Origin of the sequence: Acidithiobacillus ferrooxidans ATCC 23270, from assembly GCF_000021485.1 — a bacterium.
Taxonomy (GTDB): domain Bacteria; phylum Pseudomonadota; class Gammaproteobacteria; order Acidithiobacillales; family Acidithiobacillaceae; genus Acidithiobacillus; species Acidithiobacillus ferrooxidans.
Window position 1 is genome coordinate 697420 of record NC_011761.1, and the last position, 26256, is coordinate 723675.

Annotated in this window: 26 protein-coding genes; 20 read left to right on the forward strand and 6 right to left on the reverse strand. The window is 57.2% G+C overall.

The features are described 5' to 3' along the window. Positions 1-25: 25 nt before the first annotated feature. From AFE_RS03635 to ggt, 15 genes are all read left to right on the forward strand, one after another. Entirely contained in the window at positions 26-1450 is a 1425-nt protein-coding gene (locus AFE_RS03635) for a purine-cytosine permease family protein (RefSeq protein WP_012536344.1), read from the forward strand. Next, entirely contained in the window at positions 1447-2676 is a 1230-nt protein-coding gene (locus AFE_RS03640) for an amidohydrolase family protein (RefSeq protein WP_009567307.1), read from the forward strand. The genes AFE_RS03635 and AFE_RS03640 overlap by 4 nt, the downstream gene beginning before the upstream one ends. 46 nt (positions 2677-2722) lie before the next feature. Continuing rightward, on the forward strand, positions 2723-3766 hold the full coding sequence (locus AFE_RS03645; protein ID WP_012536345.1) for an adenosine deaminase: 1044 nt from the start codon (positions 2723-2725) through the stop codon (positions 3764-3766). Positions 3767-3783: 17 nt separating this feature from the next. Further along, positions 3784-4791 carry a purine nucleoside permease gene (locus tag AFE_RS03650; protein ID WP_225487417.1) on the forward strand — a complete coding sequence of 336 codons (1008 nt, stop codon included), beginning with the start codon at positions 3784-3786 and terminating at the stop codon, positions 4789-4791. A 61-nt stretch (positions 4792-4852) separates the two neighbouring features. Then, positions 4853-7111: a xanthine dehydrogenase family protein molybdopterin-binding subunit gene (locus tag AFE_RS03655; protein ID WP_012536347.1), complete on the forward strand. Its 2259-nt coding sequence runs from the start codon at positions 4853-4855 to the stop codon at positions 7109-7111. 2 nt (positions 7112-7113) lie between these two features. Then, positions 7114-7563, forward strand: coding sequence for a (2Fe-2S)-binding protein (locus AFE_RS03660; protein ID WP_012536348.1), 450 nt, complete (start codon positions 7114-7116; stop codon positions 7561-7563). Continuing rightward, a complete protein-coding gene (locus AFE_RS03665) occupies positions 7563-8429 on the forward strand; it encodes an FAD binding domain-containing protein (protein ID WP_012536349.1) in 867 nt (288 codons plus the stop codon). Before AFE_RS03660 ends, AFE_RS03665 begins: the two co-directional genes overlap by 1 nt. Before the next feature lie 3 nt (positions 8430-8432). Beyond that, positions 8433-9017, forward strand: a complete 585-nt coding sequence (locus AFE_RS03670) for an ureidoglycolate lyase (protein WP_009561037.1) — start codon at positions 8433-8435, stop codon at positions 9015-9017. Between the two features lie 18 nt (positions 9018-9035). Then, complete coding sequence (gene atzD / locus AFE_RS03675; RefSeq protein WP_012536350.1) at positions 9036-10127, forward strand: cyanuric acid amidohydrolase; 1092 nt, start codon at positions 9036-9038, stop codon at positions 10125-10127. Then, entirely contained in the window at positions 10124-11065 is a 942-nt protein-coding gene (locus AFE_RS03680) for an XdhC family protein (protein ID WP_012536351.1), read from the forward strand. The genes atzD and AFE_RS03680 overlap by 4 nt, the downstream gene beginning before the upstream one ends. A 16-nt stretch (positions 11066-11081) precedes the next feature. Continuing rightward, positions 11082-11282 (forward strand): DUF4089 domain-containing protein, encoded by a 201-nt coding sequence (locus AFE_RS03685; RefSeq protein ID WP_009560989.1) that lies wholly within the window; start codon positions 11082-11084, stop codon positions 11280-11282. Continuing rightward, the gene (locus tag AFE_RS03690) at positions 11279-12676 is read left to right on the forward strand and encodes an AtzE family amidohydrolase (RefSeq protein WP_012536352.1); all 1398 of its coding nucleotides are present in this window, start codon (positions 11279-11281) and stop codon (positions 12674-12676) included. The genes AFE_RS03685 and AFE_RS03690 overlap by 4 nt, the downstream gene beginning before the upstream one ends. A 13-nt stretch (positions 12677-12689) precedes the next feature. Then, on the forward strand, positions 12690-13076 hold the full coding sequence (hpxZ, locus tag AFE_RS03695; RefSeq protein WP_012536353.1) for an oxalurate catabolism protein HpxZ: 387 nt from the start codon (positions 12690-12692) through the stop codon (positions 13074-13076). An 8-nt stretch (positions 13077-13084) separates the two neighbouring features. Then, positions 13085-13693: a nucleotidyltransferase family protein gene (locus AFE_RS15495; protein WP_012536354.1), complete on the forward strand. Its 609-nt coding sequence runs from the start codon at positions 13085-13087 to the stop codon at positions 13691-13693. Between the two features lie 44 nt (positions 13694-13737). Continuing rightward, entirely contained in the window at positions 13738-15309 is a 1572-nt protein-coding gene (gene ggt, locus AFE_RS03705; protein ID WP_225487418.1) for a gamma-glutamyltransferase, read from the forward strand. Positions 15310-15740: 431 nt separating this feature from the next. On the opposite strand, the gene AFE_RS03710 is transcribed toward ggt, so the two are convergent. Beyond that, complete coding sequence (locus AFE_RS03710) at positions 15741-16265, reverse strand: HugZ family pyridoxamine 5'-phosphate oxidase (protein ID WP_012536356.1); 525 nt, start codon at positions 16263-16265, stop codon at positions 15741-15743. A 403-nt stretch (positions 16266-16668) separates the two neighbouring features. Between AFE_RS03710 and AFE_RS03715 the strand changes: the two genes are divergently transcribed. From AFE_RS03715 to AFE_RS03735, 5 genes are all read left to right on the forward strand, one after another. Continuing rightward, positions 16669-17364 (forward strand): polysaccharide deacetylase family protein, encoded by a 696-nt coding sequence (locus AFE_RS03715; RefSeq protein WP_157293193.1) that lies wholly within the window; start codon positions 16669-16671, stop codon positions 17362-17364. 91 nt (positions 17365-17455) lie between these two features. Further along, the gene (locus tag AFE_RS03720) at positions 17456-18775 is read left to right on the forward strand and encodes an NAD(P)/FAD-dependent oxidoreductase (protein WP_009566700.1); all 1320 of its coding nucleotides are present in this window, start codon (positions 17456-17458) and stop codon (positions 18773-18775) included. 23 nt (positions 18776-18798) lie between these two features. Then, on the forward strand, positions 18799-19851 hold the full coding sequence (locus AFE_RS03725) for a chorismate transformation enzyme, FkbO/Hyg5 family (RefSeq protein ID WP_225487419.1): 1053 nt from the start codon (positions 18799-18801) through the stop codon (positions 19849-19851). Next, the gene (locus AFE_RS03730; protein WP_012536359.1) at positions 19848-20651 is read left to right on the forward strand and encodes a lysophospholipid acyltransferase family protein; all 804 of its coding nucleotides are present in this window, start codon (positions 19848-19850) and stop codon (positions 20649-20651) included. The genes AFE_RS03725 and AFE_RS03730 overlap by 4 nt, the downstream gene beginning before the upstream one ends. Then, complete coding sequence (locus AFE_RS03735) at positions 20648-21409, forward strand: glycosyltransferase family 2 protein (RefSeq protein ID WP_012536360.1); 762 nt, start codon at positions 20648-20650, stop codon at positions 21407-21409. The genes AFE_RS03730 and AFE_RS03735 overlap by 4 nt, the downstream gene beginning before the upstream one ends. Here AFE_RS03735 and AFE_RS03740 read toward each other — a convergent pair. Genes AFE_RS03740 through AFE_RS03760 form a run of 5 tightly spaced genes read right to left on the reverse strand, consistent with a single transcriptional unit; the run spans position 21391 to position 25980 of the window. Continuing rightward, the gene (locus tag AFE_RS03740) at positions 21391-22737 is read right to left on the reverse strand and encodes a cation:proton antiporter (RefSeq protein ID WP_012536361.1); all 1347 of its coding nucleotides are present in this window, start codon (positions 22735-22737) and stop codon (positions 21391-21393) included. The two genes, AFE_RS03735 and AFE_RS03740, sit on opposite strands and share 19 nt — an antisense overlap. Before the next feature lie 15 nt (positions 22738-22752). Further along, complete coding sequence (fabG, locus tag AFE_RS03745; protein WP_012536362.1) at positions 22753-23475, reverse strand: 3-oxoacyl-ACP reductase FabG; 723 nt, start codon at positions 23473-23475, stop codon at positions 22753-22755. Further along, complete coding sequence (locus tag AFE_RS03750; protein ID WP_012536363.1) at positions 23468-23968, reverse strand: hypothetical protein; 501 nt, start codon at positions 23966-23968, stop codon at positions 23468-23470. The genes fabG and AFE_RS03750 overlap by 8 nt, the downstream gene beginning before the upstream one ends. After that, the gene (locus AFE_RS03755) at positions 23959-24774 is read right to left on the reverse strand and encodes a beta-ketoacyl synthase chain length factor (protein ID WP_012536364.1); all 816 of its coding nucleotides are present in this window, start codon (positions 24772-24774) and stop codon (positions 23959-23961) included. Before AFE_RS03755 ends, AFE_RS03750 begins: the two co-directional genes overlap by 10 nt. Before the next feature lie 12 nt (positions 24775-24786). After that, positions 24787-25980: a beta-ketoacyl-[acyl-carrier-protein] synthase family protein gene (locus tag AFE_RS03760; RefSeq protein WP_012536365.1), complete on the reverse strand. Its 1194-nt coding sequence runs from the start codon at positions 25978-25980 to the stop codon at positions 24787-24789. Between the last annotated feature and the right edge of the window lie 276 nt (positions 25981-26256).

A 26256-nucleotide genomic window follows, 5' to 3' on the forward strand; every position in this document is an offset into this window, starting at 1 on the left:
TTTGTAACACTGCGGGAGAAAAGTGATGGGTGACAGGCATTCGATTAGTGCCACGACAGAGGCGGAGCGCACGAGTTCAGCGCCGCGGGTCGCTTTGATCTGGCTAGCGGCGACCATGACCGCCTCTAGCTTGCCGGTCGGCGTTTTGATCGCCCAGTTGTTTCCTATGGCGCCATTTCTGTGGGTAGTTCTGCTGGCATCTGCGCTTTTTGCTGCCGTGGGTATCATCAGTATACCGGGATTTGTCTACGGTATTCCGACCATGGCGGTTTCTGCGCGCGTTTTTGGGAGGTCGGTCAATAAACTGATTTCGTTGAGTAACTGGATGTCCCAGTTGGGTTGGCAGGCCGTGGTGTTAGTGCTTGTGGTTTATATCCTTCGCAGTGTCTTTGATAGTTACAGTTTTTTACCTGCAAATACTAGTATTTATTACGCGCTGGTATTGGCTGTGTTTGGTAATTTTGTGGTGCCAATTATCGGGTATAGGGCCATCGTGACGGCGCAGACGGTGGGGGCGCTATTTCTCGCGCTGTTTGCGATGGCCATACTGGTATATCTACATGGCGGGCAGGCTCTTTCGATGACGCATGCTCTAGGCCGTTTTGACGGACTTCAAACCCTGGGTGGAATTGCCTTGGCGCTCATGGGTGGTGCGTTCTCCTGGACGATGTTTGCTTCGGATTATTCGCGGTATGTGCGGCGTGACACGAGCCTGACGCAAATGGCGTTATGGCCGAGCCTCGGCGGATTTGCAGGCGGCGGCCTTATTCTCGCATTAGCGATTACGCTGTATGTGCATGGTGGTGTCCAGGTAGGACCTGCCGGAATAAGCATCACGGCGACCGGGCTGGGCACTTCGGTACTGTATTTAGGCTTTTGCACTTTTGCGATATTGGGGTTGTTGGCATCCAATTTCCTGAACTCCTACAGTTCCGCTTTCAGTCTCGCGGTGGTAATAGGTAAAGATCTGGATCGCAAGAAATTTACGGTTCTGGATGCCCTGCTGGCAACGTTCGTCGGTACCTATATGCTTTTTGTGGCGCCGTCATTCTGGGAATCTTTTCAAACCTTCCTGGATTTGCTGATTATTGTCGCGGCGCCGTGGACCGGTGTGATGATCATCTACGTGCTGTGGGACGTGCTTCCGGAAGCACGCGGAGGGTTGAACAGACAGTTAGCTAGGCGTGCTAATGTATGGGTTCTCGCCATGGGGATCGCGGTTACCGTATTGTTCTCCAATAATCCGATTTGGGAGGGATATGGAGCGCATCTATTGCATGGTACAGATATATCTCCATTGGTGGGTGTCGCGACGACGATTGTGGCATCAATACTCTACCGGGTTTTGTTTTGTCACTATACGGCCGCTGATGAGCAGGGGCAGGTGTGCGCGTTATCCATACCGGTTGTTAGTAAAATTACCGATGAAGGTGCCAACGGGTACAGATGATGGAAAAAATATTTAGAGCGCCGATACTTAACCCGATAGATGCGAATACCTGGAGATTTTATCAGGATGGTGCTTTAGGTATCGACCGCGGCATCATTGTGCGTATGGGTGATTTCGCTACGGTGTTGAATCAGGTCGACGCTGATGTGGAAGTAGATGAGTTGGATGGTGTTATCGTTCCAGGCTTTGTCGATGTCCATTTGCATTGGGTACAACATCGAGTCAAAGGACGTTTCTCTGGCGAACTCCTGACCTGGTTGCAAGGGCATATCTGGCCAGAGGAGGCGCGCTATGTCGATACTGATTTGGCCCAGTCTGCGGCGACGCGGTTCTATAGCGATGTATTGCGTGCAGGGACCGTGATGGGCATGAGTTATTCCAGCCCGCATGCCGATGCCACGCAGATTGCGCTGGCGTTGATGCGTGGTGATTGGGTCATTGGTAACGTGCTGATGGCGATTCATGCGCCCAGTACATTGACTGATTACAGCTTACATGATCCTGATGCGTTGCATGCATTTATGCGCCAAATGAATATGACAAACTATGCACTGACTCCTCGTTTTGCACCGAATTTGTCGGCAGCTTCGCTGAAGGCATTGGGACAGATTGCCGCCGAGGCTCCATGTTTAATTCAGACACATCTCGCTGAGTCTAACGCGGAGCTGCAATGGGTGAAAGAACTGTTTCCGGATGCAGCGCACTATACTGAGGTGTATGACCGCGCTGGTCTTCTGACACCCCGGACGATATTAGGCCACTGCATTGAAATGCGAGACGAGGAATGGCGCTGTCTTCGGGCACGTGGCTCCTGGGTGGCGCATTGCCCTACCAGTAATGAGGCGCTCGGCAACCGACGCATGCCTTTAGAACAAGTACGTGCTTATAACATTCCATTTGCACTGGCGAGTGACATAGGTGGTGGCCCCAGTCATAGCATGCTGCATGTCATGCAGCGATTTCTGGGTGTACATCGGGAAGCGGGCGTTTCGGTTGCGCCTCAAGAGGCATTGTATCGTTCTACCAAGGCGGGGGCCGAATGTATGGGCAGAGGATCTATCGGCGGTGATCTGACGGCGGGAAAACGTGCCGATTTCGTGCTTTTGCCGCAGAAGCCCGCCGCGGATTCTGTAGAGGCCTGGTTTGAGGAATGCTTAAGTGGTAAATCGGCCGATCTGGAACAACGCACTTTGGGAACCTGGCTCAAGGGTGAGCGGGCGGCCTAGGAGATGTATATGCACAGCCTTATAAAATATACGGAGCAACATCTTTATGGAAACCATAACAAACACTAAAGGAATGCTGGCTGATTTTGTGGAGGAATTGCCCAAGGTAGAGCTGCATTTGCATATTGAGGGCACTCTGGAGCCGGAATTACTTATCGCGCTGGCCCAGCGTAACGGCGTGGATATTCCCTATAAGACGATAGAGGCGGCACGGGCGGCGTATCAATTCGAGGATCTGCAAAGTTTTCTGAATGTCTATTATCTGGGGGCGTCGGTATTGCGGGAAGAGCGGGACTTTTATGAACTGACCCTGGCCTATATGTCCCGCTGTAAGGCCCAGCAGATTCGTCATACGGAACTGTTTTTTGATCCGCAGACGCATCTTGCCAATGGCGTGGCATTGGCGGCGGTGATGGGTGGCATCAACGCCGCCTTGCGGGACGCCGAGCGTGACTGGCATATCTCCAGCGCGCTGATTCTTTGCATTGAGCGGGACCGCGATCCGCAACCCGCGGTGGCGCTGTTGGAGCGTGCTTGTGCTTTGGGAGGCATCGCGGGCATCGGTCTCGACTCCGCTGAATTGGGCAATCCCCCAGAAAAGTTTCAGGAAGTGTTCAAGGTGGCCAAGTCCATGGGTCTGCATCGTGTTGCCCATGCCGGGGAGGAGGGGCCGCCCGCCTATATCTGGCAGGCACTGGATGTGCTTGATGTCGAGCGCATAGATCACGGGGTTCGCTGTTTGGAGGATCCGGCACTGGTGCGTCGTCTGGTGGATGACCGGATCCCGCTGACGGTCTGTCCATTCTCCAACGTCGCACTCAAAGTGTTCAGCCGGTTATCTGAACATAATCTGGGGCGATTGTTGAAAGCAGGTTTGTTGGCGACGATTCATTCGGATGACCCGGCGTACTTCGGTGGATACCTGAGCGAAAACATCATCGAGACACTTTCCGATCTGGATTTAACAGCGGAGGACGCATTACTTCTTGAGCGTAACGCCGTTGAAGCGGCTTTTTGTACGGATCAACGAAAGCAGTCCCTGCTCAGGGATCTGGATCAGTACGGAGCATCATATCGGAATCTATTATGAAAAACTCACCAGGGAGAATGCTCGTGAAGAAAAACACGGTTTGGAAGCATACGATGTTGTATGGTGCGGTCGGCTTCTCATTGATGACGCCGCTGGCCTACGCCCAGGCTATACCGGCGGCGGCGAAAATGCGTCCGAAAGTGATCGTGCTGACAGCATTTCCGCCAGAATGGCAAGCATGGACGGTGGAAAAATCTTTTCAGCATCAGGTGTTGCATGTGCCAGGTCTCATCAAGCCCCTGATCTGCGACAGTAAAGACGTCTGCGTTACGGAAACCGGGGAGGGGGAAATCAACGCCGCAGTCACCGTCACCAGTCTGGTGAAAGACGCGGCTCTGGATGTGAAGAAGACCATTTTTATTCGTAGCGGCATTGCCGGCGGTGTGGACGAAGAGAACTCCGCATTGGGCAGTGTGTATATCAATAATTGGGTAATCTCCTGGGCTTTTGGACATCATTACCTGAGTGATCAAAAGCAGTTGGCATGGTCCCCCCCGGGCTGCACAGATTATGCCACGCCAGGCCACTGCGGAAATTACACTCGGAATATCATGGAAAATCTGGCATATAAAATCAATCCGGCACTGCTGAACATGGCGGTAAATGCCTCGGCCCATGTCGCGCTGGAAAACTCAACAGAAGCGAAGAAACTGGATAAAACGTTCGCTATCTCTGCGGTGCCGAAGGTGATGGTGGGCGCCACTATCACCGGCAATGATTTCTGGATCGGTAAAGCGAATCAGGCCATTGCCGAACAGATTGTGCGTCGCTATACCCATGGAGAGGCGAAATATACCAATACTGCCATGGAGGATCTCGGGGATGTGGCCGCGCTTTCGCGTTTTGGTTTGGCGGATCATTATCTGTCCATCCGGGGCATCTCTGACGTGGATGTTCCGCCCCCCGGTAAAACCGAAGAGGAAATCTGGAAAACAGGCGATTTATATGCCAGCGCTCTCGCCGAGCGTAATGCCGTGATCGTCACCGAGGCCGTTATCGCACACCTGTTAAAGGGCACTGCATGACCATACGGGTCATCGATGTATCCGCTGGTGCGTTTCTAGCCCGGGAGCAAGGAGTGTCGCCGTGTCTTTGACCTTGGTGAAGCAGCGACCTGGCCAACAGACGGCGAGCCCCCGCCGTGTCGACGGTGTCGCCAAAGTCAGAGGAGCGGCGCTCTATGTCGATGACCTGCCCTGTGCAGATGTGCTCCATGGAGCGACGGTGCGCACTACTGAGGCTGGTGGAACGCTGCAGGAGGTGGTTTTTGATCCGGCCATAGACTGGTCCGAATTTGTGGTGGTCACGGCGCGAGATATTCCGGGTATGAATGCCGTAAAGCTCCTGGAGAACGATCAGGTAGTGCTCGTTGATCGTGCATTTCGGCACGCCGGGGAGGCGGTGGTATTGTTGGCCCATGCGGATCCGGAGAAACTTAGAATGGCGCAGAAGGGTGTTTCTTTGGTGGAGTTGCCCAATGCCACGCCGATTTTTGACATCGATGAGGCACTCGCTGCGCAACACGAAATCATACCCGGCAATATTTATACGGATTATCTTCTGGATCGTGGTGATATTGCGGAGGGAGAGCATCTTGCCGATGTCGTCATTGAAGAGTGCTTTCTCACGCCGTCCCAGGAGCAACTCTATATTGAGCCGCAAGGGATGCTGGCGCATTTGCAGAAAGACGGCAGTATTCTGGTAGAAGGTTCCATGCAGTGTCCCTACTACGTGCTGGACGCATTGGTTCAGTGTATGGGGATGGACAAGGACCATCTGCGGGTGGTGCAAAGTACCACCGGTGGAGCCTTTGGCGGCAAGGAGGATTACCCCTCGGTGATTGCCTGCCATGCGGCGTTGCTGGCGCTCAAAGCGGGTGGCCGTTCGGTAAAACTCGTTTATGAGCGGGGGGAGGATTTGCGGGTGACGCCTAAGCGTCATCCTTCCCGTACCCTGATTCGTTTGGGGGCCAATCAGGCCGGAGAATTGCAGTTTATCGATATGGATTTCGCCATTGATGGTGGGGCTTATCGTACCCTCAGCCCGGTAGTGCTCTCCCGTGGTGTTATTCATGCACCGGGACCATATAAGTGCCCCCACATTCGGGTCAGGGGGCGCGCCGTCGCGACCAACCATCCGCCCTTTGGTGCATTTCGCGGATTTGGTGCGCCGCAAAGCATTTTTGCGATGGAAGTAGCCATGGATCGGTTGGCGAGGAAACTGGCTATGGACCCTGCCGAATTGCGCCGGATAAATTTGTTGCGTACCGGGGATGTGAATCCCACGGGCGATGTGATGGGTGCTGACTGCTTTGCCCATGCCGCACTCGATACGGCATTGGAACACACGCATTATTACCACCGGCTGGCAGAGTATAGGGCCTGGAATGCGGCCGGACACCAGACCCGCAAAGGCATTGGCCTGGCTACCTTTGCCCATGGTGCCGGTTTTACCGGCAATGGCGAATTGCATCTGGCGTCCCGGGTTTCTTTGCAAGCCCTGGCCAATGGCCATGTCGAAATTCTCTGTTCCAATACCGAAATGGGGCAGGGTGCGGCGACCACGCTGGTCCAAATTGCGGCTGACGCGCTGGGTTTGCCCATGGATCGCGTGCATCTGGCGCAGGCGGATACCTCCAGGGTGCCAAATTCCGGACCGACGGTCGCCTCCCGCACCTGTATGGTAGTCGGGGATCTCATCCACAAGGCGGCGGGGCAATTATTGCAACGGCTGCGGGAAACGGCGGCGTTGGCGGCGACCCATGACGCAGAAAGTTTTGCTGCAGCCTGTACCCGGCTTTGTGCAGCCGCCGGGGATACGCTGGTGACCGCACATTACCAGCCGCCGGCGGACATGCGTTGGGATGAGCAGGCCTTTTTGGGGCGGGCTTACGCCAGCTATGCCTGGGCGGCTTACATTGCCGAAGTGGAAGTGGATGTGTTGACGCTCGCAACGCGGGTGCTTGATTTTACCGCGGTACAGGAAATCGGCAATGCGGTGCATCCGGTGATTGTGCAGGGCCAGATCGAGGGGGGCGTCGCCCAGGGAATTGGTTATGCCCTCTATGAGGATGTGCTCTGGAATGAGCGCGGGGTCATGGCCAATGACCGTCTGACCAATTACATCATCCCCACTAGCGCGGATTTGGGATCTATTCACGTAGTGTTGCTGGAAGGTGGGCTGGGAGCAGGTCCCAAAGGGGCAAAGGGCGTCGGTGAATTGCCCATGGATGGTCCGGCGCCCGCTATCGTCAATGCGATTCAGCAAGCCTTGGATATCGATATTCGCCAGATTCCGGTCAGGCCCGAAATGCTGCTGGAGCTGACGGTGAGCGGAGGGAATTGATCATGACGACGATGCGTATCAACGGTAAGGTATTTCAGAGCAGCTCAGCGCCGAACGCCCGTTTACTGGATGTATTGCGTAATGAATGCGACCTCAAGGGGGCCAAAGAAGGCTGCGGCGAAGGAGAGTGTGGTGCCTGCGCGGTACTGGTGAATGGCAGGCTGGTGAATAGCTGTCTGGTTCCTCTCGGGCAGATGGAGCAGGCAGAGATTACCACGGTGGAGGGCCTTCCCGAAGATAGTGCCCTGGCACGGGCCTTTGTTCACTGCGGCGCCACCCAATGCGGGATTTGTACGCCGGGTATGATGCTCGCGGCGACCGCCCTGTTGGCGGAGCACGCGACCCCGACCCTGGAGGAGATTCGCTGGGGCCTGAGCGGCAATCTCTGTCGCTGTACCGGGTATGGGCGCATTTATGCAGCCATCGTCCAGGCCGCCGGAGGGGGCTGCTGATGCCTGAGTGGATAAGGCCGCGACATTTGCCGGAAGCCCTGGAGATATTGGCGGCAGCCCCCCGCCCATATCGGGTGATTTCGGGTGGGACCGATCTTATGGTGGAGAGTCATCTCGCCCCGGAACGGCGCCCGGAGTCCTGGCTGGACATCAGCGGACTGCAGGAGTTGCAGGGGCTGCAGATTACGGAAGAGGGTATCCGGATTGGCGCGGCTACTTCCCTGGAAGCGATTCGCCGGCATGCGGAAGTGGTCGCCCACTGGCCGATGCTGGCAGCCTCGGCGGCGGTGACCGGGGCGCCGCCCATTCAAAACCGCGCCACGCTGGGTGGCAACGTTTGCAATGCATCACCTGCGGCGGACAACGCGCCGGTGCTGCTGGCTTATGGCGCACGTCTGGAGATCGCCCATCATCATGGTTCGCGTTGGTTGCCTTATGGAGATTTCCATCAGGGGTATCGTAAGACGGCCTTGCGAGCTGGAGAGTTGCTCAGCGCGTTCTGGATTCCTTACCCCCCCAAACGCAGCCATGGCTATTTTCGGAAAGTCGGAACACGGGCAGCGCAAGCTATTGCCAAGGTGAGTATCGCGGCGCTCATCGAAGAAGATAGGGGGGGAATTATTCAGAGTGCGCGTTTCGGCGTGGCGAGTGTAGCGGCGACTCCCTGCACCTTGCCAACCGTGAGCCAATATCTGCTGGGACGTGCGTTGCGTGATATCACCGACGCGCAGGTGCGTCAGAGGGTAGGGCAGGATATTGCACCCATTCAGGATATCCGCTCAACGGCGGCATATCGTTTGGAGATAGCTTCCCGGCTGGTGCTGGACGCCATACATGGACGTGGTGAATCGAAAAAGGAGGATTAGAATATGGATACCTATGCAAAGCAGACAGAGGCGGTTTATGTAGATGTCCCATTGCTGGACGCTACCCCGGAGAACCTCGCGGAATACGGCGTGATGATTGGCGAGGCGGTACACCGGCCGGGACTTTCGATTCCCTTTTATAAGGGGACTGTGGAAGAGGGGCAAAATCTCGATTTTGAATATACCGGTCGCGCGGTGGTCCGCACGGCCCGGATATCGCACCGTAACCCCGAGATTACCTGGCTGGAACGGCACCTCAATATGACGCAGATTTTTGTCGGGCTGGGCAGCATTCCCTTCGCCATGGTGCTGGGTAAACCCAATCAGGGCAGCGGGGAAAATGTCCCCCGTCTGGAGGACGTCCGCGCTTTTCGCATTCCGGCGGGGCAGGGGGTGATGATTCATGCGGGTACCTGGCACGATTTTCCCATGTCCATTGGCGATCCGGTGACGGTGATGACCATGAATTCTGACGAGGTGGTCACTGCTTTGGCGAACGCTCAGGCAGCAGATGAGATGGACGATGGGGACGTGTACAAGATCGACATCCAACGTCGCACCGGGCGGGTGCTCCGGGTTCCCTTTTAATCGCAGAGGGCGAAGACCATGCGTACCTCCGTCTACCGGTTTTTTACGACAGACCCTGCCGACGTTTCCGGACTGGTCCGGGCGATTGCCGAGGGGGTGATAAATCCCCAGAGCATCGTCGCGATTATTGGTAAAACCGAGGGTAACGGCGGCATGAACGACTTTACCCGGACTTTGGCGATGATGGCTGTGAGCCAAGTGCTGGCAACGCATCTGGATTGCCGTCCAGAGTTGGTGGAAGAACGCGTGGTGTTGTCCTTTTCGGGAGGTAGTGAAGGGGTTGCGGCGCCGCATATTCTGGTGTTTGCGGTATCAGGCCGGGCGGCGGAGCAAGCCTATCCGATAAAACGTCTGGCGCTTGCATCCGCCCATACGCGCCCTTTCAGCGCGCAGGAAGTGGGGCGGATGGCGATGGTGCGGGAGACCGCCCGCGCGGTGACCCGGCTCATGCATACCTTGCAGGTCGAGCCTGCGGATGTGCATCTGGTGCAGATCAAAGGGGCGATTCCAGCGCCGGACTCTACAACGACCGGAAATGTCCGTGACGAGCACCTGCGCTGTGACATGGCCTGGTCGCGCGGCGCTTCTGCCTTGGGGGTGGCCCTCGCTCTGGGTGAGGTCACTGAATCCGAACTGTCGGATGACGTCATCAACCAGGATTGGTCCTTGTACTCCAGTCGGGCCAGCGTTTCCGCCAAACCCTTATTGCAGCGCTCCGAAATGGTGCTCTTCGCCAATTCGTGCTGGTGGGAAGGTGATCTGGTCATCGCCCATGGGGTGATGCAGGACATCATCGATGTGCCGGCGATTCATGCCGTGCTGAATCAGCTGGGACTGCAGCCCGTCAACGGGCAGTTGGCAGATGTCGATACGAAGAAGGTGCTGGCGGTCTTCGCCAAATCCGATGCCGACCCGCGGGGCCATATCCGTCATCGTCGTCATACCATGTGGACGGACGCGGATATCTCCGATATGCGCTATTCCCGCTGTGTAGTCTCAGCCTTGTTGGCTGGAATCACCGGGGAAACCGGCGTTTATGTCTCGACGCGCGCGGAGCATCAGGGTCCCCAGGGGGGCGGGCCGGTGGCCGTGATCGGGTACGCATCATGAATGCCATCGCCAGTCGTCAGCGGCCCTTGCTTCCGGTCCGGGAAGCCGTCGTGACCAGGGTGCGGGGGTCTGCGCCCACGGCGGTCGGGGCCAGCATGTGTCTCTTGGAAGACGGCTCCCTGTTGGGCACGGTAGGTGGTGGCCGTATGGAATATCAGGTCTGTCAGGTGTTGTGCTCTCCCCGTTCTGAAGCACCTCCGGCATTACTGAGTTTTACCCTGGGTACGGCGGATGATCAGTGCTGCGGTGGGCAGGTGGAAATCTGTGTGTTGGATGTGCCCCTATTTTTTTCCGAGCTGTACCAGCCTGGCGCCTCTCGTCTCTATCAAAGAGATTCAGCAGGCCGGTTGCGGCTCGTAGCCGGGATGACCCGTCTGGGACGGGAAATCGGTTCCTTTGATGCCTTGACTGTGCTTCTGCGCGCCAACGCTCCGGGTATGGATGTCGAGGAGCGGCACTTCGCGCTGCCAGCCCCCCATCATCAGCCGCTATGGATTTTTGGAGCGGGGCATGTAGGGCGGGCGATCGCCAGCATGGCCCACAAATTGGATTTCGCGTCGTCCGTATTCGATCAGCGCCCCGAATGGGCCGATCCTGCCGCCTTTCCGCCGGAAGTTACCCTGGTGGACACTTGGACCTGGGCCGATCTGCAGGCCCCGGCAACCGATGCCATGGTGCTCATCATGACCTACAGCCACGCCATGGATTACGCGTTGCTGGAGCATTTTATCGGGGAACCCTTGGCTTATCTCGGAGTAATTGCCAGCCGGTCCAAAGCGGCGCGTTTCAGTCACGCACTGTCCCGCGCCGGACATGACATTCCGGACTATTTGCACATGCCCATGGGTTTGCCAGGAATGGGTAAAAAGCCCCCAGAAATCGCGATCAGCGTGTTGGCAGAATTGCTGCAATTACGGCACAAAAAAACTGATTTTTAATAAAAGGAAAAGCAGAATGAATCCGCCCGGAACAGATGCTGAAACGCCCGTGGATACGTATATGAACTATCTCTTCGATTCTTTTGGGCTCACTGTACGCGAAGAATGGCGTGCGGACGTGAAGTATTATTTCATGCTGAGTACGCGGATGGCCAAGATGCTGGAAGCGCACCCGCTGGATATGACGGAAGATTTGGCCCCGGTATTCCGCCCATGAAGCCAGAGAACGACGCATTTCCGCAGGCGCAGGAAATTGCGCAGCGGGTCCGTAGCGGCGAGTGGCGCGCAGTGGAGGTGGTGCAGGATACACTCCGGCATATCCACGCCAGGAACGGCGAGATCAATGCCTTCACCTGCGTCACGGAAGCGCGTGCCCTACGGGAAGCGGAGGCAGTGGACCAGAAGGTGGCGCGGGGCGAAGACCCTGGGCCTCTGGCGGGGGTGCCCTTTGCGGTCAAAAATCTTTTCGATTTGCAGGGCGAGATTACCCTCGCCGGGTCCAAGATCAATCGAAAAGATGCCCTCGCCGTGGCGGACGCCACCGCCGTAAGACGGCTCACGGCAGCGGGCGCCGTCCTGGTGGGCGCTCTCAATATGGGCGAGTATGCCTACGATTTTACGGGTGAAAACATTCACTATGGGCCTTCCCGTAATCCCCATGACCGTTTGCGGATGACAGGCGGGTCCAGTGGCGGCAGTGGTGCCGCCGTAGCGGCAGGCATGGTGCCCATCGCCCTGGGTTCTGACACCAATGGTTCTATTCGGGTGCCGTCTTCCCTCTGCGGTATTTTTGGACTGAAGCCGACCTATGGCCGCTTGTCCCGGGCTGGAGCCTTTCCTTTCTGTCCCAGCCTCGATCATGTCGGCCCGCTGGCACGTAGCGTGGCGGATCTCGCTCTCGCCTATGATGCCATGCAAGGGGCGGATGCTGCGGACCCCGTTTGTGCGGATAGGGCGACTGAGCCGGTCAGTGGAAGTCTGGCAGACGGTGTCGCCGGCCTGAAAATCGCCATTGCCGCCGGCTATTTCATGCAACAGGCGACGTCAGCAGCGGAGCAGGCACTGGCGCGGGTCGCGGCGGCGCTGAATGTGACGGATCTCGTCGAAATTCCCGGCACGGCGCAGGCGCGTGCCGCCGCCTATCTCATCACCAATGCCGAAAGCAGCAATCTGCATCTGGATCGTTTGCGTCATCACGCCGCCGACTATGACCCGGACGTGCGGGATCGCATGCTGGCCGGTACGCTATTGCCCGCGTCCTGGAATATCCAGGCTCAGCGTTTCCGGCGCTGGTATCGGGCGGAAGTACTCAAGGTTTTCGCGCGCTATGACCTGTTGCTGGCACCGGCCACGCCCATGTCGGCGCCCGCCATCGGGCAGCGATATATGGAACTGGACGGGGAGCAAATGATGGTGCGACCGCATTTGGGTTTGTACACCCAACCCCTCTCCTTCATTGGCCTCCCGGTGGTGGTGGTGCCCGTAGCCAGCGCAGGGGCGATGCCTATCGGGGTCCAGATTATTGCTGCACCCTGGCAGGAGGCGCGAATATTTAAAGTCGCAAGAGAGCTTGAGTTGCACGGATTTACCAGTCCAATCCCCGCTCGCTAAGAGGAAAAATCCCATGGTTCACACCGAAATCAATGCGCCCGAAGTCTTACAAGAAATGCAGGCAGCTTTTTTTCGTTATGAAAAAGCATTGGTGGAAAACGATGTTCATGTATTGGACGAATTATTTTGGAATAGTGTACACACGCTGCGCTACGGAGTGGCAGAAAATCTCTACGGCTATGCGGCCATTGCCGAGTTTCGGGCATCCCGTCCAGCCCCTGCGCTGAATCGGGAGTTGGTCAATACGACGATCACCACCTATGGACAGAGTTTTGCGACTGCCAACACGGAGTTCCGGCGCGAACAGGTGCATGGCCGACAAAGTCAGACCTGGATACGCACGCCAGAGGGTTGGCGTATCGTCGCGGCGCATGTGAGCCTGATGCCGACGGCAACTTAGGCTGTAGCATGGATGCAGCCATCATTCTGGCGGGTGGCCGGTCCCGGCGCTCGGGGCGACAGCACAAAGCGTGCAGGCGTGTGCCCGGTGATGGCCGGAACTGGATTGACCGGCAGGTGGATATCCTGCGGCAGGCGGGGTTCGCGCCAGTGTATCTGGTGACAGGGTATCGGCCACGGCGGATTTTGGCTTGCCTGCATCGTCGTGCCATGAAACGGCATAACTTTCGGGCAAGGCGTGGGCCTTTCTCGACGCTTCAGGTAGGGTTGCATAATCTATCTGGCCCTGCGTTGGTGGTGCAGGTAGATACGACTTTGCCGCCCGTGCTATGGCTCAGGCGGCTGCGGCGCCTTGCACACGCTCGGAATGTTGCGGCGGTAAGTCCGATAGATCGCTGGGGTAGCGGCGGGCATCCGCTGATGGTATCGCAGAGTTGGCTACCATCACTCTGCGCAGTACCTTTGGGTGCAGCTGATGCAAGGCTAGATCGACAACTGGGTTATTTGTCGGCGGTAGAGCATATTCGCTTGCCGTGGAATCACTATTTGCGTTATTCCCGGCTGAATACCCGCCAGGAATGGTGTTCAGCGCGTCGCAAACTGAGGTCCATTCTGTGAAACCCGGTCAGATCTCCTTGTCGGCGAGTTCGGAGAGGGGTGCCGTGAGTGCTCCGCACGCCCTGGCGGCCGAGGCCGGGGCCGCTATTTTGCGCAGCGGTGGTAATGCCATAGAGGCGGGTATCGCGGTGGCATCGACCCTCTCTGTGGTCTATCCCCACATGAACGGGCTGGGGGGCGACGGGTTCTGGCTGATCTCGGACGGCGATGCGCACACGGTGCGCGGACTGGCCGCTGCTGGTCCATCAGGACGACGCTATTCGGCAGCACTGTTTCATGATCGTGGGCTACGCGAGATTCCGTTCCGTGGCGGCTTATCCGCTTTGACAGTGCCTGGTGCGGTGGGCGGCTGGGGAGCAGCATTTGGGTTCTCCAGGGATCGCTGGCGGGGCCGTAAGTCCTGGTCCGATTTGCTGGAGAGCGCTTATTGCCACGCCGCCACCGGTTTTCCGCTCAGCCCTAACCAGAGCCATACCCTCACGAGATTTGGTGACGCACTCCGTCAGCAGCCGGGTTTCGCAGCGCATTACATGCCGGGGGGAGAGATAATGCCAACCGGGCGACTGTGGAGTCAACGGGCGCTGGCACAAACGCTCGGGACTCTGGCGGAGAATGGTGCAGAGGCTTTTTATCACGGTCCGCTCGCCTGGCAAATGGCGAAGGGTCTCAAAGCCGCTGGCAGTCTGCTGACAGAAGCCGATTTGCAGGCCTTCGAGCCCCGCTGGGTGGAGCCGGTGCGCACCGCCTTCGGCGTCGGCGAAGCCATCAATATGCCGCCGCCCACCCAGGGGGTAGCCTCGCTCATGATCCTCGCCCTGCTCAATCGCGTTGGACTCAACGGCGGGGACCATCTGGGCTCGGAACTGATTCATAACACGGTAGAAATCACCAAACTGGCCTTCAAGTACCGGGACCAGCTCATCGCTGATCCCGACTTTTGCGATGTGGACATTGCGTCATTGCTGAATCCGGATTTCCTGGATGACTGCGCCAGAGAGATACATCCCCTTATCGCGATGCCACTGCCACCCATTGGACCCGCCAAAGGCGATACGGTCTGGTTCGGGGTGGTGGATGGGCAAGGGCGGATGGTGAGTGTGATTCAGAGTCTCTACCACGAGTTCGGCACTGGCGTGGTGGCGGGCAATACTGGGGTGTTGTGGAATAATCGCGGCTGCGCCTTTTCTCTGGAGCCGGGACACGTCAATGTGTTGGTGCCGGGGAAACGCCCCTTTCATACCCTTAATCCAGCGCTCTATGCCGAGCAGGGGCGGGTGCAACTCGCCTACGGCAGTATGGGGGGAGATGGCCAGCCCCAAACCCAGGCGGCACTGCTCATGCGCGTCAAGCACTATGGGCTTTCCCTCGCCGAGTCAGTAGCCAGTCCGCGCTGGCTGTATGGGAGGACCTGGGGAGAGATCTCGGCCGGTTTGCGTCTGGAGCAGCGCTATTCCCGGACTGTTTTTGAGGATTTGCAGCGCTGGGGGCATCAAGTGTCATGGGTTCCGGGTTACAGTGATTTCATGGGTCATGCGGGCATGGTCGCGCGTGACCTGGAGGGTGGATTTGCCGGTGCCGCTGATCCCCGCAGTGATGGGAGCGTGGCAATGCCGTAGGATGCCTATTTAGATAGTAACTATTCACCAAGGGCGCAGTCACCCCATGGCAGGCTGCGGGGTTTCTCCCTGAAAGGACGGACCAATGCGTGCAGCAGATCATCGCGCTGCTTGCGTAGGGTTTCCGGAAAGGATCAGCTCGTGCAGAAGGCGGCAGCCCTATCAAATCGCTTGCTTGCCGCGGCGTCATTGCCCCAAGCGCCCGTTCCACAGGATTGTTATCGATGCGGAGTTGTCCTTTTTCGAGATTTAAGATGAGCGCGTAACCGTCTAAGCGACCCTGATTTGCGCACTGCAAGGAGGGGTGGATGTGACGAAGGGTAAGAAAGTCGCTTTTTGGCTCTTGAATGTGTGACGAAAGCGGTCGGGAACCGTTTTTGTAGAGTAGGCCATCGTCCGCTGGGTCATACCTACGCCTGACAGAGCGATGGCTATGGCGCTTGTTCCAGTCCGGGCCCCTTCCGGAGATTGTCCGGTCCAATCGGGGTGATGGAATCGCCCTTTAGGAGATAGGCGCCTCCGAATCCCGCGATATAACGCCCGGATAAGGGATCGAGGCCGAACAGGCGAAAGTCCGGTAATTGGAATAACAGTTCCATGATGCCGCCGAACTTGGCCTTGAACTGCTCGTAGAGCATATGACAAATTTCGGTTTCCCTGAAGATTTCATGGACGTCACACGTATAGCTCACGCGCTTTCTGCCAAGCACCTGAGGGGCACCCTGTTCATCCGTGATGATCATTATCCCGACGGGTTTTTTGGCCGCTAGATAGGCCGTATGTGGGGAAAGTCCGCTCACGGCGGTATAAAACTGACGGGTTGCCGCATCATGAATAAATGGTGCCATAGACGCCTCCGGGACACCTGCTGAATCGAGTGTGGCCAGAGTCATGGTTTGTGTATTGGCTATCAGATAGTTTATTTCAGCAGCTACGATCTCTATTTTTTCCATCATATGCTCACCTCATTCGGCGGATTGTTCAGTTAAGCCAATACGCGGCGAAATGGTTCATCACTGCCGCATCTTCACGGTTGGGGCGGTTCTGTCCGAGACCGATCAACAAATATACAAAAGACGATGCGTCCCCGGATCTTGCGCCCCTCCCTGTGCCACCAGTGGTCCGGTGGGTGAATATTCGTTCCGACGACTTGCTGGGAAGCATCTACCATGCCACACTTTCCACCGAAGCGGTAGCGGACCGATCGGGTACCTTAACGAACACGCCAACAGCAGCGAAACGATATACTTTGGAGGTTGTTTCCATGGAGTACGGTCTGCCCCAGATGGCTTGGAACCGGAGGGTTCTGGAAATATGCTGCTGACGTCGGCGTTATGGGCTCTGGCGGGTGCAGGGGTCTTGGGAAATGCCGTGTTGGGATCTCTGGTCATGTGTCCACGCTGCAAAATAATCAGTGCCAACTTGGTACGCTTGCCAAAAGCGGCCATAGGTCGCGGTGAGATAGCATTAACTTTTGACGACGGGCCGGATGCCCACATAACCCCCCTGGTGCTGGACCAACTGGATCTCTATGGCGCGAAAGCCAGCTTCTTTTGTATTGGCGAGAAAGTGGCCGCACAGCCAGATTTGGTTGCGGAAATCGTGCGTCGCGGACATAGTATAGAAAATCACAGCTATAATCACCGAAATCTATTTGCATTTAGTGGGATAAGGAAACTAAAAATGGAAGTCGTGGCCACACAACAGGCCATTCATTCCGCAAGTAACGGCATCAGCTCCAGGTTTTTTCGTGCCCCATTTGGCTTTCGCAGTCCATGGTTGGGTAGCGTATTGCGCCAGACCCATATGCAGCATGTGGCCTGGACCCGGCGCGGCTATGACGCTGTTTGTCGTAATCCCGAGGTGGTGCTCCGTCGCCTCGTCCACAATCTTTCTGCCGGCGACATTTTGTTGATGCACGACGGAGGATCGGCACGTACACGTAATGGCCAGCCGGTTGTACTGGAGGTGCTGCCCAGGCTATTGGAACGGTGCGCGAGCCACGGACTGCGCAGTGTATCTTTGCCAATGGCGCTCAGTAATGCGCAATTATAAAAATCCTATCCTTGCTTGCGGATAAGGTTGTCGATGCGCACGCCATGGGCGCAACTGTTTTCGTGAAAAAATTAATATGGAGCAGATCCTAATGGGAAAAAATGAAATGTCCACTTTGGCTCCGGCAGCGCAAATCTGTGACGTCCTGGTGATCGGCGGAGGGCCGGCGGGCTCCACGATCAGTGCGTTACTGGCAGGGCGGGGCTACCAGGTGACCGTTCTGGAAAAGGCGTACCATCCCCGCTTCCATATCGGTGAATCGCTACTTCCGGCCAATTTACCCCTATTGCGGGAATTGGGTGTTGCAGAGGAAATCCGGCGCATCGGCATGGAAAAATGGGGGGCGGAGTTCAATTCGCCTTACCATGCAGAGAAGATGCAGACCTTTTCTTTTGCCGACGCATGGGACAAATCCATGCCGATGGCGTATCAGGTGCGGCGTTCCGAATTCGACGAGATCCTCATTCGCAATGCAGAGCGAAAAGGCGCCAAGGTCATGGAAGGTTGTCGCGCGAACGCTGTGGAGTTTCTGCGCGATAACGCCGGGGTGCTGGTCCATGCGCAGCACGGAGATGACCGCCAGGAAACCTGGCAGGCACGCTTCCTGGTGGATGCATCCGGCCGCGATACGTTCCTGGGCAATCGTCTCAAATCCAAACGCCGCAACTCCAAGCATAATGGCTCCGCCCTCTACGCGCATTTTCGCGGTGCCCAGCGCCTTGGCGGCAGGGAAGAAGGAAATATTTCGTTATTCTGGTTTGAGCACGGGTGGTTCTGGTTCATTCCCCTTGCGGATGGAACGACCAGCGTAGGGGCCGTGGTGTGGCCGTACTACCTCAAATCCAGAAGCAAACCGGTAAACGAGTTTTTTCAGGAAACCATCGAAATGTGCCCTGCCCTCGCAGCACGGCTGGTGAATGCCCAGCGCACTACCGATGTCGAGGCCACCGGCAACTACTCCTACGCTTGCGATCAAACCCATGGGCCCAACTATCTGCTGCTGGGCGATGCATTTGCTTTTATCGACCCGGTTTTTTCTTCGGGGGTCATGCTGGCGATGCAAAGCGCATTCATCGGCGCCGAGACCATCGACACGTGCCTGCGTGAGCCGCAGCGCGCGGCGCGGGCGCTCAGGGATTTCGATCGCCGGGTGCGCCACGGCGGCAAGGTTTTTTCCTGGTATATTTATCACATCAGCCAACCCGCCATGCGCGATATGTTTATGCGCTCGAATAACGTGCTGAGGGCCAGGGAGGCGGTACTCTCGGTCCTTGCCGGAGATATTTTCAGGAAGACGCCGATTTGGCCCTCTCTTGCCGTCTTTAAGGGTATTTATTACTTGTCTTCCCTGCGTCATGCACGTCGTTCATGGGCAGCCTGGAAGCGGCGTAAAGAAGACATACGAGTATAGTGATGACGCCAAGAGCGAACGCCTTGCCTACTGATGCGGGAGAACTTTATTACTCTTACGCCCGTCCTGCCGATGGCGCGTTGCCGTCATTGTCCAGGCAGAAAGGTTTGCTGGGAATCATTACATTCCAAACCGGTTTTGTTGGAGAAGGGGATGGTGCCAAGCCCGAGGGAATATTACAAATACCGTTATCCGGCCGGGGAGATGATCTATGTGAACTATGGAAGACCACGCAACCGGTGCTTGCCGGGACGTTTGGCGATATTACCTACCGCTGCAGCCGCGACTTTTTGTTTGGCAGCATCGCCTTGGCCGTAGCCGACCTTCCAGCCGGCAATCATGGCCTGATTCACCCCCCTTTACAGAACGCGGCCGAACTCGCGTATCAGCAGATATTCAGCCTGCTGGATCGCCACGGGTACCCGGGCCTGTTGCGTATTTGGAATTTTGTGCCGGACATCAATGGGGTTAGCCATGGTCTTGAACACTATCGTCAATTCAATATAGGTCGCCAGGATGCGTTCCTTGCCCACAATCGCCTTCCGTCGAGGCAAAACATCCCCGCAGCCAGCGCATTGGGCTCCGTCGATGGACCGCTGGTCGTGTACTTTCTTGCGGCACGGCGTAACTCGGTGGCCGTTGAAAACCCCAGGCAGATCAGTGCCTACCATTACCCGCAAGAATACGGGCCAAGCAGCCCGACCTTCTCTCGTGCCGGCTGGGTTGATCTAGGACAACAAAAAATTCTCTTCATTTCCGGAACGGCCAGCATCATCGGGCATCAAACCCGGCATGGCGGGAATGTGGCGGCGCAAGCACGCGAAAGCATGGCGAATATCGCCGCCGTCGTCGCAGAGACAAATCGCGTCGCGGCTGGATCCCCATATGACCTCAACGACCTTTCCTACAAGGTTTATTTGCGGCAGTTCACGGATCTGCCGATCGTTCGGGCCGAACTGGATCGTCTTGTTACGCCAAAGGCTCCGATATTTTATCTTCAGGCTGATATCTGCCGAGCAGATCTTCTGGTGGAAATTGAGGCAACCGCGGGCGTACTCCATGGCGGTATGGCATGAGCCAAGTCCAGGGGTCGGGTATTCCAGGTATATTGCGTACGCTGCGGGAATATCTCGCCTTCTATTGCGGGCTGGGACTGTTGGCGAGCGTCAGCCTCCTGTGGTCCGTGCTGGCCCTGCCACTGAGCCTCGTGCTGCCCAGGAAATGGAAAAAACGGACGGGACGACTGGTTATTACCATGGGTTTCCGAATCTACCTGCGGGCCTTATCCATTATGGGGGCCTGCCGTTTTGACCTGAAGGCGCTGGATATTCTCCAGGGCGAATCGCCCATGATCATCGCGCCCAATCACCCTTCGCTGATGGATGCGCTGATGGTGATTTCCCGCTTGCCCAATCTGGCGTGCATCATGAAGTCAGAGTTGGTGGATAACGTATTTTTTGGCGCGGGCGCCCGTTTGGCTGGTTATATCCGCAATGATTCGTTACGCGGCATGATCTATCTTGCCGTGGAAGACCTGCGCAGCGGCAGTCATTTGCTGCTCTTCCCGGAAGGCACCCGGAGCAACCGTCTCCCCATCGGGACCGTACGCGGTAGCATTGCCCTGATTGCCAAGGAGGCTGGGGTGCCTATCCAAACTGTTTTGATCGAAACCGACTCGGCTTTCCTGACCAAGGGCTGGCCTTTTTTCCGCAAGCCATCCATGCCCATTCACTATCGAATACATCTCGGCCAACGCTTTGACCCGCCGACCGATGTGCGCGTCTTCACCGCGGAGTTGGAAAGCTACTTCCAATCGGCATTGGTGGACGCCAAATTGCCGCATCTCCCCGCAGTAACGGATGTTCATTCTTCATGAGCGGGGCGTCGACTACTCACCTGTTGCTGATTCCTAGCTACAATCCCGGTCCAAAGGTGTATGAAACCGTGGCATTGGCACGGCAGCGGTGGAACCCCGTATGGATAGTGGTGGATGGCAGCACCGACGGAACGGCTGCGGGGCTGGAGGCGCTGGCCGCCCAAGACGGCGGGTTACACGTTTTTCAACGCACCAGTAATCAGGGTAAGGGCGCGGCCGTGCTTTTCGGTCTGGATCAGGCCGCCACGCAGGGTTACACTCATGTGCTGACGATGGATTCCGACGGGCAGCACCCCATGGATGCCATTCCCGCGTTTATGGCAGCATCCCTGCAAAATCCGGATGCCATGATCCTCGGAGTCCCGGTCTTCGATGCCAGCGCTCCAACCTTGCGAGTAAAAGGCCGCAGGGTATCCAACTGGTGGGCCAACTTGGAGACCCTGGGGGGAGGCATTGGTGATTCCCTGTTTGGTTTTCGCGTTTATCCCATCGCGCCGTTGCGGCAACTGATGCACTCACAACGCTGGATGCGACGCTTCGATTTCGATCCGGAGGCGGCGGTGCGTATGTCCTGGCGTGGTGTCAGAATTATCAACATGCCAGCAACAGTCCGCTATTTCCGCGCCGATGAGGGCGGAGTATCCCATTTTCGCTATCTGCGGGACAACGTGCTGCTTACCTGGATGCACACTCGCCTGTTCTTCGGTTTTCTGGTTCGTTTGCCCGTATTGTTGTTGCGTTACTGGTCTGGGCGGTAATCTGTGGTCAAACGGTTTTGCGACCGCTCGGGTATGGGAACGGGGGAGGTCAGTTGTACCCCGGCCCGGGGTAACCACGCACGGAGAAAAGGTGTCGTGATGATGGTGCTGAAGATGGCCATGATCACCAGCATGGTGAAAACCTGCTGGGATATGGCACCCAGATCATATCCTACATTGATGACGATCAACTCCATTAATGCGCGGGTATTCATCATGATGCCCATAACCTTGGCCTGGTGGTGGTTCAAACCGGCGATCCGTGCCGCCCCATATGCACCGCCGAACTTGCCCACCGTCGCAAGAAGTAAGATCGATCCGCACCAACCCCAGAGTGACGCGCTGTCCAATCCGCCAATATTGGTACGCAGGCCCGTATAAGTGAAGAAAATCGGGAGAAAGAAGACCAGCACAAAAGGGGAGACCCGCTCATTCCACGCCTCCACGAATTCATCCGCGTCGTGGAGGATGACGCCCATGATGAAGCCGCCAAAGATCGTGAAAATCCCCAACGAAGAGGTGATCAATCCGGAAACGAATATGCTGATCAGGATGATGCCCAACAAATGCGGAGTCAGCTTGCCTCCCGCGCTGAAGCGCCGGATCACCCATTTCATCAGCGGCCGAATGCCAGATATCCAGATGACGATGAAAGCGAATACCAAAAAAACCTTGATGGCGAAGGTGAGCGCTTCAAAATGGGACAGCGCCAGAGTCGTCACCAGCGCGAGCAACAACCAGCCGACGACGTCGTTGATTGCCGCCGCACTGATGGCAATGACTCCGAGGCGGGATCTGGTCATGCCGAACTCCATCATGATGCGGCCAAGGATGGGTACGGCGGTGATAGAAAATGCGGTGGCGATAAACAGTGCCGATGTCCACGGTTCGGCTTGGGGAGCGAGAACGGGCGCGCTGACCAGGCCGAACCCCAGACCAAGGACGAATGGTATCAGCATACTTGCCGTTGCCACCCATAACACCGCATTCCGGTTTGCTTTTTCTTTCAGGTGGGAAAAATCGAATTCCAGACCGATCTGAAACATCAACAGGATCAGACCCAGTTGAGAAAGGGCATCCAGGGGGCCAGCAGGAATCGAATGAAAAATGTAGTGGAAGGCATCGGGCATCAGCAGGCCGAACAGCGACGGACCCAGCACGATTCCGGCGACGATTTCGCCAACCACCGCCGCCTGGCCGATCCTGGCGGCGATTTCTCCACCCATGCGCGCGGCGAATATGATGACGCTGAGTGACAGCAATGTGAAAAAGATCAGCAGTTCGGATTTCTGCGCGGGCAGATCAAAAACATGACTAAGCGTGCTCATGGAAAGCTCCAGGGTTCATGCCATGGCGCCATTGATGGAAATGATCTGTCCACTGATGTAGGCGGCTTGTTCCGAGGCAAGAAACCCAACCAGATCGGCCACTTCCTCGGGTCGCCCGGCACGCTTCATCGGCACCATTTGCGCGATGGCGTCAATAGGGAAGGCATTCGCGCTCATTTCGGTCGCGATGATGCCAGGCGCCACGGCGTTGACCGTAATCCCACGGTTGGCGACCTCCAGCGCCAGGGATTTGGTGGCCGCATGCAGCGCACCCTTGGCCGCCGAATAGTTGACCTGACCGCGATTACCCGTTAGCGCGGCCACCGAGGTGATATTGATGATGCGCCCCCAGCGCGTGCGGATCATGGGCATGAGTACGGCCTGCGTTACATGGAAGAAACCGTTCAGTGATACGTCTATCACGCCCTGCCACTGCCGCGCGCTGAGGGCCGGGAAGACCGCATCGTCATGAATGCCGGCATTGTTGACCAGAACCTGGATGGGCCCGGCTTCGAGCTCATCCTGCAAGGCCGCAGTGGTGGCCTGTGCATCGGTGACGTCGAAAGCCAACAAGGTGGCATCGCCACCCGTGGCGACGATAGAGTCTGCGAGAGCCTGGGCTTTCTCTGGGTTGCGATGGGTATGAATAATGACCTGGAGGCCATCTGCGGCGAGTTTTTTGCAGATAGCGGCACCAATGCCGCCGCTACCGCCGGTGACCAGGGCGCGCTTAGGCATGCGGCTCCTCCCGGATGCCCGCAAGTGGGGCAGCAAAGGAATGCCCTGCTGCAGACGGATTGGCGTCCAGTAGAAGTGCCGCACGGCCGTCCAGCAGCATGCGGCCCTGGCCCAGAACGGTGAAGCGGTATAATAGATTGTCCGTGTTGGCCAGCTTTTCCGCCGTAATCGTGAGATCGCCGTCGATATCGTCAAGGCGCGATACGCGCAGGACAACATTGCGCACACTGATGAGATAACCTAACTGAACTGCGTGCCCCTCTCCGGTTGTGGGGCACAACAAGGCGCCATGTACGGCCATAGCCTGTGCCGCATATTCAATACCGCAGGCGGCACCGAGCCGTCCGTGGGCGCGTAGCGGTAACGTTTCCCATCGGTGGCTGGTGGCCGTGCAGGTAATGGTGTTTTCATCCCATCGCTCTACAGCATCGAGCAAATGCATGCCCCCCTGGTGCGGTATTTGTCCGGCAATCCACTGGCGGTCTAGCTGCATGGTGCCACATCCACCGCCAAACGTGGAGGATTCACGTAATCCAGGACGATGCGCCCCGCTTCTCCTCTCGCTATGAGCTGAAGCAGAGGGAGGCAGCGTGCGGCAGGAATGGATTGGCGCAGGGTTTCAAGGGCATGGTCATCCATGGGTTGCACTGCGGCGTCCGTAAATAACGTATCGCCGCAAAAACTGAGTTGCGCGATCGTCTTTCCGGGACGTGGCATGGCTGTCAGCAGCAACGCCACGGCAAAAGTATCGGGAACCGGACGGGCATCGTGCAGAGGCTGCGGGTAATCACTATCACAGGCGATCAATAACACAGGGCGCTGCTCGCTCCCCAACAGCATCACCGCTTCCAATAGTCCGGCAGCGAAGCTCCCATCATGGGCGCTGACCACAGAGGACGGCGTCATGGCACCCGCCGCAATGCCCCAATAACCGGAAATAGCATTGTGTACGGAATTATGAAACTGGGTGGGAGAAATCATGGTGTCTCCCGACGCCAGCGCCGAACAGATGGCATGGCAGATGCGACCATCGCCCCCCGACGACGCAAATACCGATGCCGGATCTGCGGGCCGTACGCCGGCCATGGCGCAGGCCTTATGCCCCACCTCCAGGGCAGCCATGACTCCCGGGCTGGCGCGGCGTCGCTCTGCCGCTGGCAATGAGGCCGGTGGCGATAATACGGTTTTCTGCTCGTGGTAGGGCGTTCGTCCGGCAAGTATGGCTGAACCTTGCGGCCAGTCGGGGACACCAGGGCCGAGCAGCCCTATACCTTCCAGGTATGCACTGATCAATGTCATGATATCGTTTCGCTAGGCGGAACGGCCGAAGACCAGACTGCAGTTGCTGCCACCAAAGCCGAAGGAATTGCTTAATATATGGGAAACCCTTTGCCGTTGGTTTGACATGAGATATTGAATGCCAGTCGTGGTATCTCTCTGGCCGGCTTCCGGACCCGCCGGCATCAGGTCATGTTGGATGGCGATGGCACAGATGACGGCCTCCAGCGCTCCGGCGGCACCTAAGGTGTGGCCGGTAGCACCTTTGGTAGAGCTGCACGGTGTTGTGGCACCGAAGACTCCGGCTACTGCTTTGGCCTCGGACGAATCATTGTTGAGAGTGGCGGTGCCGTGCAGATTGATATAGTCAATACTTGCAGGGCTCAATCCGGCCGAAGACAACGCCTGTTCCATGGCCATGCGCGCTCCCAGACCGTCGGGGTGAGGCGATGACATGTGATAGGCATCGCTGGATTCACCCACACCCAACAAAAGCACCGCATCGCTGTCGGGACTGCCCGGCATGCGTTCTAGCAACAGATAGGCGGCGGCCTCGCCGAGGGAAATACCTTTACGATCGTCGCTGAATGGTCGACAGGGGCCGTCGGCCAACAGCCCCAGCGAATGAAAACCGTAGAGGGTGGTCGCACATAATGAGTCTACGCCGCCGACTACGGCGGCATCAATCAATCCAGCGTCCAGCATACGTTTTGCCGAGGCGAGGACCTTGGCGCTGGAGGAGCAGGCGGAAGACACCGACATGGCCGGACCTTCGAGGCGCAATTTTCGCCGGATGAAGTCGCTTAGAGAGTATGGGCTGTGGGTGGCGGCATAGACAAAATCCGCTGGCAGGCATCCGCTAACGGGGTCGAGATGCCGAAACGCCCATTCGGTCTGCAGAATGCCCGCGGTGCTGGTCCCCAGGAAAACGCCGATCCGCCTTCGGCCCCATTTGCTGGCGGCAGTATCCACTGCCTCGGCAAATCCGTCCTGGCGCAGGGCTAACTGCGCCAACCTATTGTTACGACAGTTAAAGTCTCGCAGCCCCGGTTCCATTTCCTCGTCGTCAACCGCATCCACTTCGCCGACCCAGGTGTTGATGTCGATACCCTGGAAGGCGCACGGCTTCAGCCCGCTTTGGCGATCAAGCAGTGCAGCAAGGGTTTGGTCCAGACCGCGTCCGATACAGCTTGTCGCGGTGAATCGTGATACGAGCACCGGTGGCATGTGTCTTATAAATCATAATAATAGATAATATGAGCATTGTGATTGGGCGACCGGTGAATGTCAAACCGAGCTCAGTGGCCGCCTGTAGGGACGGTAGGGAAGCACGGCGGCGCGGGTGGGTGGGCCGCCTCGCTTGAGGGCGGTATCCACCGATTGTGAACCAAGTAGCAATCTGGGGTAGAATTATAAAAGCGGAACCGGGCGGGCACCTCGGTCCTCCTGCCGGAGGAGCTGGATCGTATCGCCCGGGGCGTATCGTCACCTGGCGCGCCGTTA